Origin of the sequence: Paractinoplanes bogorensis (assembly GCF_018829635.1) — a bacterium.
Taxonomy (GTDB): domain Bacteria; phylum Actinomycetota; class Actinomycetes; order Mycobacteriales; family Micromonosporaceae; genus Actinoplanes; species Actinoplanes bogorensis.
This window is the reverse complement of sequence record NZ_JAHKKG010000003.1, coordinates 547,833-561,581: the sequence shown is the minus strand read 5'-3', so window position 1 is coordinate 561,581 and position 13,749 is coordinate 547,833. Positions and strand designations below refer to the sequence as shown.

At 71.3% G+C, this 13,749-nt stretch carries 7 protein-coding genes; 6 read left to right on the top strand and 1 reads right to left on the bottom strand.

The annotated features are described in order from the left end of the window. Nucleotides 1-119 precede the first annotated feature (119 nt). On the bottom strand, nt 120-2,828 hold the full coding sequence (locus tag KOI35_RS10730) for a PQQ-dependent sugar dehydrogenase (RefSeq protein WP_215786087.1): 2,709 nt from the start codon (nt 2,826-2,828) through the stop codon (nt 120-122). Nucleotides 2,829-2,998: 170 nt separating this feature from the next. Between KOI35_RS10730 and KOI35_RS10725 the strand changes: the two genes are divergently transcribed. The 6 genes from KOI35_RS10725 to KOI35_RS10700 all read left to right on the top strand — a co-directional run bounded on the left by KOI35_RS10725 (nt 2,999) and on the right by KOI35_RS10700 (nt 13,749). Next, nucleotides 2,999-8,266 (top strand): diguanylate cyclase, encoded by a 5,268-nt coding sequence (locus KOI35_RS10725; protein ID WP_215786085.1) that lies wholly within the window; start codon nt 2,999-3,001, stop codon nt 8,264-8,266. A 188-nt stretch (nt 8,267-8,454) separates the two neighbouring features. Further along, on the top strand, nt 8,455-9,489 hold the full coding sequence (locus tag KOI35_RS10720) for a TerC family protein (protein WP_215786083.1): 1,035 nt from the start codon (nt 8,455-8,457) through the stop codon (nt 9,487-9,489). Nucleotides 9,490-9,673: 184 nt separating this feature from the next. Beyond that, nucleotides 9,674-10,699, top strand: a complete 1,026-nt coding sequence (locus KOI35_RS10715; RefSeq protein WP_215786081.1) for a LacI family DNA-binding transcriptional regulator — start codon at nt 9,674-9,676, stop codon at nt 10,697-10,699. 26 nt (nt 10,700-10,725) lie between these two features. Then, nucleotides 10,726-12,015, top strand: coding sequence for an extracellular solute-binding protein (locus KOI35_RS10710; RefSeq protein WP_215786079.1), 1,290 nt, complete (start codon nt 10,726-10,728; stop codon nt 12,013-12,015). Beyond that, nucleotides 12,015-12,917 carry a carbohydrate ABC transporter permease gene (locus KOI35_RS10705; protein ID WP_215786077.1) on the top strand — a complete coding sequence of 301 codons (903 nt, stop codon included), beginning with the start codon at nt 12,015-12,017 and terminating at the stop codon, nt 12,915-12,917. Before KOI35_RS10710 ends, KOI35_RS10705 begins: the two co-directional genes overlap by 1 nt. A 1-nt stretch (nt 12,918) precedes the next feature. Then, nucleotides 12,919-13,749: a carbohydrate ABC transporter permease gene (locus KOI35_RS10700; RefSeq protein WP_215786075.1), complete on the top strand. Its 831-nt coding sequence runs from the start codon at nt 12,919-12,921 to the stop codon at nt 13,747-13,749.

Here is a 13,749-nt window from a genome sequence, read left to right as displayed (position 1 = left end):
GTGCAGAGGACCGCGCAGACCGTGATCCAGGTAAATACGAGCGGCTCAATTTAGCGTCGGCGGTCTCGGCCGAACCATGCCGAACCAGCCATTCCCGCCTCGGCCGTTAGGAGGATTTCTCACGATCGGGCCTTCAGCAGCGTGATTCGTGACGCTCCGAGTTCGGTCACGTACAGATAGCCAGTAGCCGGGTCCTGGGTCACGTCGAGCGGCTGGCTGAACCCGGTGAAGCCGGTGATGCCGGTCGTCCGGTTGGACAGCGCGCCCGACGGCGCCACGTCGAAGGTCTCGATGTCCTGACCGGCCGAGTAGCGGACCACCAGCAGCTTGCCGTCGAGCAGCCCGCCGCGATATTCGACCGCGCCGTTGGCCGACGCGTGCAGGCCCGCGTCGTACGTGCCGGCCAGGTCGAAGTTCGGGTCGGGGGCGGTGCCGGCCGGATAGGCGCCGACCTGGAACGGGTCGGTGCCCGCGGTCGGGTTGCCGCCCGCGAGGACCCACTCGCAGCGCACCGGGTTGGGGTGCCCGTAGTAGCGGCCCACGCGCACGTCGAACACGTAGTCGGTCTCGGCGGTGGGCACATTGGTCAGTGCGGGCACGGCCGGTCCGGTGTAGCCGCGGCGGGCGCACGACGCGGGCAGCGTGGCCGGGGTGGCCGGGGTGTTGCCGCCGGCGGCCGAGCCGTTCGTCGGTGCGTAGAGGTGGCCGTTGCGGTGCCAGACCAGGTCGAACGCGTTGCGCACGCCGGTGGCGTACAGGGTCAGAGGCTTTCCCGTCCCGTACGGGTCGTAACTCCCGCCCTCCTCGGTCTTCACGTCGAGCGGCAGCGTCGCCGGCAACCGGGAGCGGTCGAGTCGCAGGATCGCGGCGCTGAGCAGCCGCTCGGGCCGGTTCCCCCAGGTCGAGTCGGCCGCGCCCATGGCGTTGTTCGCGCCCTGCGACACGTAGAGCGCGCCGTCCGGCCCGAACGCCAGCGAGTTGGTCTCGTGGTCCTTGACCGAGCGGGGCAGGCCGACCACCACCGGCGTGTAGGTGCCCAGGTTCGCCCCGGTGAGCCGGCCGATCCGCCCGGACCAGTCGGGCACGTTGAGCGGCCCGACGTACTCGTAGTTGTCGGTCACCCACAGGATCGGGGCGGCTGCCGTCGACGCCGGGTCGAACGCCATGCCGATGACGGTCCGGGCCGGGGCGCCGGGCAGACCCAGGGCCAGAGCGTTTTCCCGTACGGACGAAATGATCGTCGGCGTCCCCAGCGTGCCCCCCGCGTTGATCGGGAAGCGGAAGATCCGCCCGTCCAGGGTGCCCGCGTAGAGGCGGCCGTCCGGTCCCTTCACGACGGTGGTGAACGGCGCTCCGGTGGCCACGCCGACCGTCTTGTCGAAGGCGACCGTGCCGCCGGTGGTGTTCGCTCCGGTGGTGAAGACGATCGAGTACGGCGCGAACGGCTTGCCCGTGACATCGGTGACGCCGCCGGTGACGGTGAACCGGTAGGCGGTCTGCGGGGCCAGCGGCGCGGTCGGCGAGAGGTTGATGACGTCTCCCCCACCGCTGGTGATGGTGGTCGCGGCCACCGGCGCCCCGTCGCTCAGGCGGGTCAGCGTGACCGTCGATCCGGTCAGCGAGGCGGCCCGCACCCCGCCGTTGGGCAGCACGAGATCCTCGACGACGCTGGTCGTGACGGGCACCCCGACCGCACCGTTGGCGGGCGTGCTGGTCCGTACGGAAGGAATGGTCTCGCCGCCGGGAACGCCCGCGATGTCGGCGTAGGCGAACTTGGTGTTGACTCCCCCGGCCGGGCTGATCGTGATCCGGCCGTCGGTGACGCGAACCGTCCGGGTGGCGGTGGCGAACTTCGTGCCGGCGGTCGGCGTGAAGGCGGCGATAGCGTTCTGATCCTCGATGGACACCCAGTTCGTGCTGTCCACGGCCGTGCCGGCGTCCCCGACGGCGACGGTCACGGTGTACAGCCCGTTCGGCACGGCGGCCTCCCAGGCGCCGGGAGTGGCCACGCCCGCCGATCCGGCCGGCAGTTGCGCGTGCAGGAAGGTGGCCAGCCGCTGGTCGGGCTGGGCCGCGGCCGGGTTCCGGTTGCGCCCGTTGCCGGTGAGGTCGACCGGGGTGCGTTCGCCCAGGTCGACCCAGCCGTAGCCGCGGGCCGCGGTGAAGGCACCACCGGAATCGCGTACGTAACCGGCGGCGGGCGCGGTCGCGGCGTCCGAGAAGTCGGCTTTCAGGGCGAAGTCGGCGGTGACCCGGCTGATCTCGACGTAGTTCAGCTTGGTGTTGGTGCCGCCCACGGCGTCGATGGTGAGCTTGCCGTCGGTGACCGCCACGGTCACGGTCGTCGAGCGGAACTCGGCCGCGGCGGTCGGCACGAAACCGTCCACGGCGAGTACGCCCTCGACCCGGAGGGTGTGTCGGCTGTCGTACGCGGGCTGGTCCCCGGCCGACACCGTGACCTGATATGTCCCGTCGGCCACGGCGTACTCCCACGCGCCCGGGGTGAGCACTCCGGATGTCCCGCCCACGTCGCCGTACTGGAGGTGGATCAGTGTGTTCAGGCGAGCGTCGATGCCCGTTCGCGCACGGTCGCGGGTGTTGCGGGTCAGGTCGAGCGGCTCGCTCGTGCCCGCGCGGACCCAGCCGTAGCCGCGGGCGGCGGTGAACGCCGCACCTGTGTCGGCCGTATAACCGGTCGGGACGGAGGAGGTGGCGGGCTGGAAGTTCACCTTGGCCAGCGCGGTGACCGCGGCCGCGGCGGGGGCAGCGGGCGCGACCAGAGCAGTGAGCACGAGAGCAACGGCAGCGGTGCAGGCACGACGACGCATGGTCGACAACGTCGCACGTCGATGACCTGCGGAGAGAGTCGGAAATCGGCAGCCGGGCCGATTTCGGGTCCTGAGGTAATAGCGACCACCCACTCGATTTTCTCGCGAAGGTGGATACCGCCAGGTGCGGGGCGTACCGTCCGGATAGCCGTCGGGAATGGAAGGACACGTTGACCGCCATCTTTGGGACGACCCCGGGTTCGGTCTCCGACCTCGAGGTGATCTCGCAGCTCGGCCGTGGGGCCGAGACGGTGGTTTATCGTGTCCGGCGCCAAGGCGACGACTACGCCCTCAAGGTGCTGTCGGCGGTCGACGCCGACCGCGCGCTCACCGCCATCCGCCGCGAGGCGGCCCTGCTCGGCTGCGTCGGCCACCCGCTGCTCCCCCGCATCTTCGAGGTCGGCCGGTCGCCCGCCGGGGCCTATCTGGTGCTCGAGTTCATCGACGGCGCTCCGCTTTCCCAGGTGCTGCGCCGCGGGCCGCTCGACGAGGACGAGGCCGTCCGGCTGGCCGTCGACCTGGTCGGCCCGCTGGCCGCCGCGCACCGGGCCGGCCTGGTGCACCGCGACGTGAAGCCGGACAACGTGATCGTCGACCGGGCCGGCACCGGCCGGCTGATCGACTTCGGGCTGGCCGCGCGGGGCGGGGCGGCCGACGACCGGATCGCCGGCACCCTGTCGTACAGCGCCCCCGAGCAGACCGGCATGCTCAACCGGCCGGTCGACGGCCGCTCCGACCTGTACGCCCTGGGTGTGCTGCTCTATCAGTGCGTCACCGGCCAGGTCCCCTACTACTCGGACGACGCCGGCGAGCTGATCCGGCTGCACGCCACCGCGCCCGTGCCCGACGCCCGCGCCCTGCGCCCCGAGCTGTCGCCGACCTTCGCCGCGGTCATCGCGACCCTGATGGCCAAGGACCCCGACGACCGCTACCAGAGCGGCGAGGGCCTGCTCACCGACCTGAACGCGCTGGCCGAGCGGCCGGGCGAGCGGTTCGCGGTGGCCACCGACCGGCGCGGCGTCCGGCCGATCGGGCCCACCCTGCTGGTCGGCCGCGATCAAGAGGTGATCGCCCTGGCCAACCGCTGGCTGCGGGCCCGCGACGGGGCCGGCGGGGCGGCCGTGGTCGAGGGGCCGGCCGGTGCGGGCAAGACCCGGCTGGTCCGCGAACTGACCGGGGCCGTGGCCTCGGACGGCGACCTGGTCCTCTACGGCAAGTGCGTGGCCGACGACCCGGTGCCGCTGGCGCCGCTGCGCGGGGCGGTCGAGCGCTATCTGCGCACGGTCGAGCGGCTGCCCGACGGCGAACGCGAGCAGGCGGTGGCGCGGCTGCGCCGGGCCGCCGGCCGGGGCGGTCCGTTGCTGCGCACGCTGTCGCCGCTGCTGGCCGATCTGATGCAGGCGGCCGAGATCGGCGAGCTCAACCGGCAGGAGCAGTTCGTCAACGCGGTCGCGGCCTTCCTGGTCGGGCTGGCCGACGAGTTCCAGGGCGCGGTGCTGCACATCGACGACGTGCAGTGGCTCGACGGCCCGACCCGGCGGGTGCTGCAGCAGGTGACCAACCGGCTGACCGGCACCCCGCTGCTGGTCATCGCGACCAGCCGGGACGATCCGGAGAGCGCGGCCGCCCTCGACCGGTTCGGCGCCGACATGGACGCCACCCTGGACACCCGGCTCCCGCTGCGCCCGCTCGACCCGGAGGCCGTGGTCCAGCTGGTCGGCGAGCATCTGGGCGAGGTCGAGCTGCCCGCCGGGCAGGTGGCCGAGCTGGCCGAACGGGCGGGCGGCAACCCGTTCATCGTCGGCGAGTACGTGCGGGCCGTGTTCGACGCCGGGCTGGTCGCCCCGACCTGGAACGGCTGGCGGCTCGACCTGGCCGGGCTCGACCGGCTCGAGCTCTCCGGCGACGCGGCCGACCTGGTGCTGCAGCGCATCGACGGCCTCGGCGAGGAGAGCCGGCGCCTGCTGGTGGCGGGTGCGGCGGCCGGCCGGTGGTTCCCGACCGAGCTGGTGGCGGCGGTCGGTGGGATCGACCCCCGGCACGCGCGGGCCCTGCTGGCCGAGGCCGAGGCGCGCCGGCTGGTCACCGCCGTGGGCACCGGCGGCTACCGGTTCCTGCACGACCGGATCCGCGAGGCGCTGCTGGTCGGGCTGGACGACGCGGCGCTGCGGCGGCTGCACCAGCGGATCGCCGAGATGCTCGACGCGGCCACCTTCGACGACTCCCGCTACATCTATTCGACCGCCCGGCACTACGCGCTGGGCGAGACCGCGCGCCGGCCCGACCGGGTGCACCTGAGCGGCTTCGCGGCCGGCCGGCTGGCGCTGGCCGAGCACGCCCCGGCCGAGGCACTCACCTTCCTCGAGGCCGCGGGCCGGGCCGCCGAGAGCGCCGGGCTGGTGCCGCAGCCGGGTTTCTTCGTCGCGCTCGGCGCCAGCTGCGCCCGCACCGGCCGGTTCGCCGAGGCACTGCGGCACCTCGACCAGGCGCTGCACGCCGAGCCGGACAAGCTGCGCCGGGCCGAGATCCGGGCCCAGGTGGCCCAGGTGCACAACAGCTCGTGGAACCCCGACCGGGCGTACGACGCGGTGCGCCTCGGGCTGTCCGAGCTGGGGTCGCCGCTGCCCCGGGGCCGGTTCGGCCTGGCCCTGACCTCGTTCGCCTCGCTGTTGCTGGGGCTGTTCGTCGGCCGCACCCACCTCGGCTTCGGCACCGCCCGCGACCGCCGCCGCGAGACCTTCCGGCTCAAGGCGATCCTGTACGACTCGGGCACGTTCGCGCTGTCCATGCGGATGCGCCGGCTGGAACGGGCGATGATGGGCCTGCGGGCCCTCTATCCGATCAACCGGCTCGGCCCCGGCCGCGAGTACGCCCAGCACATGGCCGGTCTCGGGGTGATCGCCGACGTGGCCGGGCGCCCGGCCCTGGCCGCCCGGCTGTTCGACCGGGCCGCGGCCGCCGCGGCCGACATCGGCGACCCCGAGCTGGTCGGCTTCGTCGCCTGGAAACGCGGCGCGGGCAGCCATCTCGGCGGCCGCGACGACGACAGCAAGATCTGGGGCCGGGCGCTGATCGAGCACGAGCGCTGGCTTGAGCTGGGCGACTACCTGACCGCCGTGGGCGGCGTCTGCATGCAGTACTTCAAGCGCGGCCACACCGCCGACGCCGAGGCCTGGCTGCGGCGGGCCCGGGCCCGGATCGGCCCCGGCGCCCAGGCCGAGGGGGCGGCGATCCGGGCCGTGGCGGCGATCCTGGCCGCCCAGCGCGGACGCACCGAGGCGGCCAACTCGCACATCGAGGCGCTGCGCCGCTTCCTGCGGGCCAACCCGGACAACCCGATGCAGCTGATCAACCTGTACGGCGCCCGGATGGTCACGCTGGTCGAGTCGGACCAGCTGGGCGAGCCGTTCGATCAGCTCACGGCCGAGTTCGCGGCGCTCGGCATCAAACCCGGGTCGATCGTGCCCGAGCAGCGGATCATCTATGTGTTCGAGTCGCTGGGCCGGCTCACCCAATGCCGGCGGGCCGGCCGGGCGCTTCGCCCGGAGTTGCGCGCGGCCACCCGCGAGGCGGTCGACCGGCTCGGCGAGAAGGCGACCGACAAGCCGCTGCGGGCCTACCACCGGGTCGCCCGGGCCGACCTCGAGCTGCTCGACGGCAAGCCCGACGCCGCGATCCGGACCCTGGCCGGCGTCGAGACCGACCTGCTGCCGATGGACGCGCCGCTGATCACGTACGAGGCGGCCCGGGTGCACGCCCGGGCCCTGCTCGCGCTCGACCAGCCGGGCCCGGCCGCGCTGCAGGCGACAGCCGCGCTGACCATCGCGGTCGACCAGCAGTGGCCGCAGCGGATCCGCTGGGTCGAGGAGGAGTTCCAGCTCAGCCGGCCCGAGCTGCCCAGCCCGGGACCGGTCTCGACCACCGGGGGCCGGCACGCGGCCGAGGGCGGCAAGGCGGCCGTCTACCGCCGCCGGTTGGAGGCGTTGCAGCAGGTCAGCCAGGCCTCGGCGAGCGTGCTGGACCCGCGCGAGCTGGCCCGGGTCGCGCTCGACGAGACGTTGCGCTTCCTCGGGGCCGAGCGGGCCTTCCTGTTCCTGCTCGACCGCGACCTCAACCAGCTCGTACCGCACGTGGGCCGCGACGGCGACGGCCACGACGTACGCCACCTGACCGGTTACAGCGCGACCCTGGTCGACCGGGTCCGCGACACCGGCGAGCCGCTGGTGGTGACCGGCAGCGAGGAGGGCGTGGCCCTCGGATCGCACAGCATGCAGGCGCACGGGCTGCGCAGCATCCTGATCGCCCCGCTGCAGTTCGACGGCCAGTTGCGCGGCGTGGTCTATCTGGACAGCCGGGTCGCCAAGGGCGTGTTCACCGGCGACGACGTGGCCATCCTCAAGGCCATCACCAACCACATCGCGGTGTCGCTCGAGACCGCGCGGGCGGCCCAGCTCGAGGTGGCGGTGCAGACGGCCAGCCGTCAGCGCGACGTGGCCGAGACGCTGCGGGCCGCGATGGCCGACCAGAGTTCGTCGCTCGACCCCGACGAGGTGATGCGGCGTCTGTTGAGCAGCCTCGCCCGTACGGTCGGCGGGAACTCGGCCGTGCTGCTCACCCGCGTGCAGAGCGACGAGTTCCTGGTCACGGCCACGCACGGGCCGACCGCGGTGGTCGGGGCGCGATTCTCGCTGCCGACCGATCTGCTCGGCCTGGCCGGCCCGCGCGAGCGCACCGAGGAGCCGGGTCAGGCCGCGATCGACGAACTGCTCGGCGCGCCCGGCAGCTGGTGGGCGATCCCGGTGTCCCTGCGCGCCGAGCCGTTCGGCATCCTGCTCGTCGGCTCGGGCCGCTCCATCACCGAGGCGCAGGCCCAGATCGCGGCGGCCATCGCGGGGCAGGGCATGACCGCGTACGAAAATGCGCGTCTGTTCAGTCAGGTGCGCCGGCTGGCCACCGTCGACGGGCTCACCGGCCTGTTCAACCGGCACCACTTCTTCTCCGAGGCCGACCGGCGTATGGCGCTGGCCCGCGAGCACGGGACGCCGATCGCCGCCATCATGGTCGACATCGACCATTTCAAGAGCATCAACGACACGTACGGGCATCCGGTCGGCGACGAGGTGATCCGGGTGGTCGCCGGGCGGCTGCGGGACGCGCTGGGCGAGGGTGACGTGCTCGGCCGGTACGGCGGTGAGGAGTTCGCCGTCGTCACGCCGCTGGACGGCCGGCTGGCCACCGCGACCGCCGAGCGGCTGCACCGCGAAGTCTCCGGCCGGCCGGTGCCGACCGCCGCCGGACCGCTGCCGGTCACGATCAGTGTCGGCCTGGCCGTCAGCACCGCCGACGACGCCGATCTGGGGCAACTGCTGACCCGGGCCGACGGCGCCCTCTATCAGGCCAAGCAGTCCGGGCGTGACCGTGTTTGCGTGGCGGTGTGATTACCACCCCTGCCCCGGGCGGCGTGCAACTCTGAGCTGCTAGTGTTCGCGGCGAGGGGAGTACCTCACAAAGAGCGTTGCGGTCATCACGGACATCTCGGATGTCCCCGTGCGTTCGCCCGCGGTCCGGTTCGTGCGGGTGAGGGAGACCTCGGACGATGCACCATGTCCGAGGAGGAAACCCTTTCATGACGCCCGACGTGACCCTCGCCGCGCCGCTCGAGACCGTCGCCACACCGATGCTGTGGATCATCAGCATCGCGGTTCTGATCGGCCTGCTGGCCGCCGACTTCTGGGTCACCCGCAAGCCGCACGACGTGTCGATGCGCGAGGCCACCGGCTGGACGATCTTCTACCTGACCCTGCCCGCGGTGTTCGGCCTGGTGCTCTGGTGGGCCTACGGCAGCCGGCCCGCGGTCGAGTTCTACACCGGGTTCGTGGTCGAGAAATCGCTGTCGGTCGACAACCTGTTCGTCTTCATGCTGCTGCTCACCGCGTTCGCCGTGCCGACCGCGCTGGCCCAGCGGGTCCTGCTCTACGGCATCGCCGGCGCCCTGGTCCTGCGCGGCATCTTCATCGCCCTCGGCGCGGCCGTGCTGCAGGCCGGCACCTGGGCGTTCCTGCTGTTCGGGGCGATCCTGCTGGTGACCGCGGTGAAGGTGTTGCGGGACGCCCGGCGCGACGACGAGCACGAGATCGACATCGACCAGATGCGCAGCGTCCGGCTGATCCGCCGCTTCTTCCCGGTGACGAAGGACTATCACGGCGGCAAGATGATGATCCGCGAGGCGGGCAAGCGGGCGCTCACTCCCCTGGCCGTCGTCGTGGTCGCCGTCTTCATGACCGACATCGTGTTCGCGGTCGACTCGGTGCCGGCCGTCTACGGCGTGACCGAAGACCCCTACCTGGTCTTCGCGACCAACGCGTTCGCCCTGATGGGTCTGCGGGCGCTCTACTTCGTGCTGCGCAACGTGCTCGACAAGCTGCGCCACCTCGACTACGGCCTGGCCATCATCCTGGCCTTCATCGGGGTGAAGCTGGTGCTGCACTGGGCCCACGGGGTGTGGACCTGGCTGCCCGAGGTGCCGACGCTGGCGTCGCTCGGGGTCATCGCGGTCACCCTGCTCACCGTGACCGTCACCAGCATGCTGGCCAACAAGCGGGACGCAGCCGCGGCCGCCGCCGCTTCCGTCGATGCGGAGCGGGTGCCGCAGCAGCACTGATCCGCTCTTCGTCCCCAAGGCCGCCCGGGCATACCGGGCGGCCTTTGACATTTTCGGACATCTAAATATTCAGCTTCCGCTCTCCGGTTGTGCGATCGATCAAACCGGTTTAGGTTCCGTTCAAACCGGTTTAGTTGCGGCCGTGTTTCCGACCCGAGTCAGTTCCGGTCCAGGAGGAGGCGTCATGACGCGGCCCGAGCGCCCGACCATCAACGACGTCGCCCGCCGGGCGGGTGTCTCCAAGGGCACCGTCTCGTTCGCCCTCAATGGACGCCCGGGCGTGGCCGAGGAGACCCGGCAGCGCATCCTCGACGCCGCCCGCGACCTCGGCTGGACACCCAGCCACCAGGCCCGCGCGCTGTCGGTGTCCCGGGCCTTCGCGGTCGGCCTGGTGCTCGCCCGCGAGCCCGAGCTGCTCGGCGCCGACCCGTTCTTCCCGGCCTTCATCGCGGGCGTCGAACGCACCCTCTCCGACCGCGGTCAGGCCCTGGTGCTGCAGGTCGTGCCCGAGGCCGAGGAGGAGGCCGGCTACCGGCGGCTGGCCGCCGACAAGCGGGTCGACGGGGTGTTCCTGCTCGACCTGCGCGTCGCCGATCCACGGATCGCGCTGCTGGAGGAGCTCGGCCTGCCCGCTGTCACCATCGCCCGGCCGGACGGGCCCAGCGGTTTCCCGGCCGTGCTGGTCGACGACCGGCCCGGCATCGCCGCCGCCGTCCGGCACCTGATCGAGCTCGGCCACCGCCGGATCGCCCACGTGGCCGGCCCGGCGCAGTTCCGGCACGGGCAGGTGCGCCGCGAGGCCTGGGCGCAGACCCTGGCCGAGGCCGGTCTGCCCGCCACCGCGTGCGTCGAGGCCGACTTCTCGGCGGCCGGTGGCGCCCGTGCCACCCGGCAGCTGCTGGAGAACGACCGGCCGACCGCGATCGTCTACGCGAACGACCTGATGGCCATCGCCGGGCTGTCCGTGGCGCAGGAGCTCGGCATCGTCGTGCCTGGTCAGCTGTCGATCACCGGGTTTGACAACACCGATCTTGCGGCATATGTGAGCCCACCTCTGACCACCGTCCGCACCGACCCCTACCTGTGGGGCCGGGCGGCGGCCGACGCGCTCCTGCAATCGATCGAGGGCGGAACGGTCGACGACGTTCCGGTTCCTCCCGCTCAACTCGTCGTCCGGGCGTCCACCGCGCCCTCGCTCCCCTCAGTTTGAGACAACGCTGTTCGAACGGAGTACCGATGAAACGCACCCTTCCGGCCATCCTCCTGACGACAACCCTCGCCCTCGCCGCCGGCTGTGACGGCAGCGGTGGTGGCGGCGACGCGGCCAAGGCCAACGCGGCCACCGGACCGATCACCATCTGGCTCTCCAACAACCAGGAGGAACTGGCCTGGGGCAAGGCCATGGTCGAGTCCTGGAACAGCGCCCACAGCGACCAGACAATCACCGCGCAGGAGATCCCGGCCGGCAAGAGCTCGGAAGAGGTCATCGGCGCCGCCATCACGGCCGGCAACGCGCCCTGCCTGATCTGGAACACCGCGCCGGCCGCCATCCCGCAGTTCCAGCAGCAGGGTGGCCTGGTCGCGCTGGACGACTTCGACGGCGCGACGCAGTACATCACCGACCGCACCGGTGACACGGCCGAGCAGTACAAGTCGCCCGACGGCAAGTTCTATCAGCTGCCGTGGAAGTCCAACCCGGTGATGATCTTCTACAACAAGGACATCTTCGCCAAAGCGGGCCTCGACCCCGAGAAGCCGGCCCTGTCGACCTACGACGAGTTCCTCACCGCGGCCCGCAAGATCAAGTCGTCCGGTGCCGCCCCGGCCGCCATCTATCCGGCGCCGACCAGCGAGTTCTTCCAGTCCTGGTTCGACTTCTATCCGCTGTTCGCCGCCGAGACCGACGGCAAGCAGCTCGTGGCCGACCAGAAGGCCCAGTTCAACAGTCCCGAGGGCCAGAAGGTCGCGGGCTTCTGGAAGACGCTCTACGACGAGGGTCTGGCCCCCAAGGAGGCCTACAACGGCGACTCGTTCGCCGACAAGAAGGCGGCCATGGCCATCGTCGGCCCCTGGGCCATCTCGGTCTACGGCGACAAGGTGAAGTGGGGCGCGGTGCCGGTGCCGACCTCGACCGGCAAGCCCGCCGAGCAGATCAAGACGTTCAGCGACGCCAAGAACGTGGCCATGTACTCGGCCTGCCAGAACCGGGCCACCGCCTGGGAGGTCATGAAGTTCGCGACCAGCCAGGAGCAGGACGGCGCGCTGCTCGACAAGACCGGTCAGATGCCGCTGCGCAAGGACCTGCCCACCGCGTACCCGGACTACTTCTCCTCGCACGCCGACTACAAGCAGTTCGCCGACCAGGCCGCCCGCACGGTCGAGGTGCCCAACGTGCCGAACTCGGTCGCGATCTGGCAGGCCTTCCGGGACGCGTACTCGGAATCGGTGATCTTCGGTAAGAAGCCGGTGACCGACTCCTTCTCGGGCGCCGCGACCAAGGTCGACCAGCTGGCCAGCGGCTCCTGATGGCGGCCGCCACCCGCACCCGGGTGGCGGCCACCCTCGGTCGTCACCCGGTGGGCATGATCCTGGCTGCCCCCTACGCCGTCTACCTCGCGATCGTCTTCGCCTACCCGTTCGGGTTCTCCATCTGGATCAGCTTCCACGACTACTTCTTCGCCGCCCCGGGCGCGATCGTCGACCACCCGTTCGTCGGTCTCGACAACTACAAGGCGGTGCTGACCGACCCGGCGGTCCGCGAGTCGTTCGGCAACATCGGAGTCTTCCTGATCATCAACGTGCCGCTGACCACCGCGCTGGCGCTGGTGCTGGCGGTCGCGCTCAACCGGGTGGTCCACGCCCGCACGTTCCTCCGGGTCGCTTTCTATGTCCCGTATGTGACGGCGAGCGTGGCCGTGGTCGGCGTGTGGCTGTTCCTGTTCAACTCGGACGGCCTGGTCAACACGGTGCTGGGCCCGCTCGCGCCGGACCCGTCGTGGCTGGTCAACGAGGGGCTGGCGATGCCGGTCATCGCATTGTTCGTGACCTGGAAGCAGCTCGGCTTCTTCATCCTGCTCTACCTGGCCGCGCTGCAGAACGTGCCCAAGGAGCTGTACGAGTCGGCCTCGGTCGACGGCGCCAATGGGTGGAACAAGTTCTGGTCGGTGACGGTCCCGGCCGTACGCCCGGCCACCGCACTGGTGGTCATCCTGGCCCTCATCACCGGGGCCAACCTGTTCACCGAGCCCTACCTGCTGACCGGGGGCGGCGGCCCGAACGGCGCCTCGACCTCGCCGGTGCTGCTCATGTATCAGCGCGGCCTGCAGCAGGGCGAGCCCGACTTCGCCGCCGCGATCGGCGTGCTGCTGGTCATCGGCGTGCTGATCGTGGCCTGGATCAACCGCCGCTTCATCGAAGGGAGGGACTGACATGCGCCGGTGGCCCACCGCGGTGCGCTACGTGTTGCTCTTCGCCGGCGCGCTGCTCTTCCTGTTCCCGTTCTACTACATGCTGATCGGCTCGTTGCAGTCTTCGCCGGACACCTCGGTGGGCGGCGCGTTCCCCACCTCCGGGCTGACGCTGGCCAACTATCAGGACATCAACTCGCGGGTCGACCTGCTCGGCTCGCTGGTCAACTCGGGCATCTTCACCGGCGGCGTGCTGCTGTGCACGGTCGTCTTCGGAGTGCTGGCCGGATACGCCCTGGCCCGCCTGCATTTCCGGGGCCGCGGCACGCTCTTCGTGCTGGTGCTGCTGGTCCAGGTGATCCCGTTCCAGCTGCTCCTCATTCCCCTGTACGTGCTCATCGTCCGCGGATATGGACTGGCCGACTCGTACCTGGGAATGATTCTGCCCTTCGCCATCAACACGACCGCGGTCTTCATCTTCCGGCAGTTCTTCCTGCAGCTGCCGGACGACCTGTTCGCGGCGGCCCGGCTCGACGGCGCGGGCGAGTTGCGGATCCTGTGGTCGGTGGCGCTGCCGCTGGTGCGGCCGGCCCTGCTGACCGCGGTGCTGCTCACGTTCATCGGGCCGTGGAACGAGTTCCTGTGGCCGTTCCTGGTCACCAAGCAGGCCGACATGCAACCCCTGGCCGTTTCGCTGGCCAACTACATCAGCAACGTGTCGTCGCGGGCGGCGAACCCGTTCGGCGCGATCCTGGCCGGCGCCTGCGTGCTGGCCGCCCCCGCGGTCGCGCTGTTCATCGCCTTCCAGCGGCAGTTCATCTCCACCGACATCGGATCCGGAGTGAAAGGCTGA

Coding starts and splice junctions, on each gene's coding strand:
- KOI35_RS10730 (WP_215786087.1), bottom strand. CDS start 2,828: ATGCGTCGTCGTGCCTGCACCGCTGCCGTTGCTCTCGTGCTCACTGCT.
- KOI35_RS10720 (WP_215786083.1), top strand. CDS start 8,455: ATGACGCCCGACGTGACCCTCGCCGCGCCGCTCGAGACCGTCGCCACA.
- KOI35_RS10715 (WP_215786081.1), top strand. CDS start 9,674: ATGACGCGGCCCGAGCGCCCGACCATCAACGACGTCGCCCGCCGGGCG.
- KOI35_RS10710 (WP_215786079.1), top strand. CDS start 10,726: ATGAAACGCACCCTTCCGGCCATCCTCCTGACGACAACCCTCGCCCTC.
- KOI35_RS10705 (WP_215786077.1), top strand. CDS start 12,015: ATGGCGGCCGCCACCCGCACCCGGGTGGCGGCCACCCTCGGTCGTCAC.
- KOI35_RS10700 (WP_215786075.1), top strand. CDS start 12,919: ATGCGCCGGTGGCCCACCGCGGTGCGCTACGTGTTGCTCTTCGCCGGC.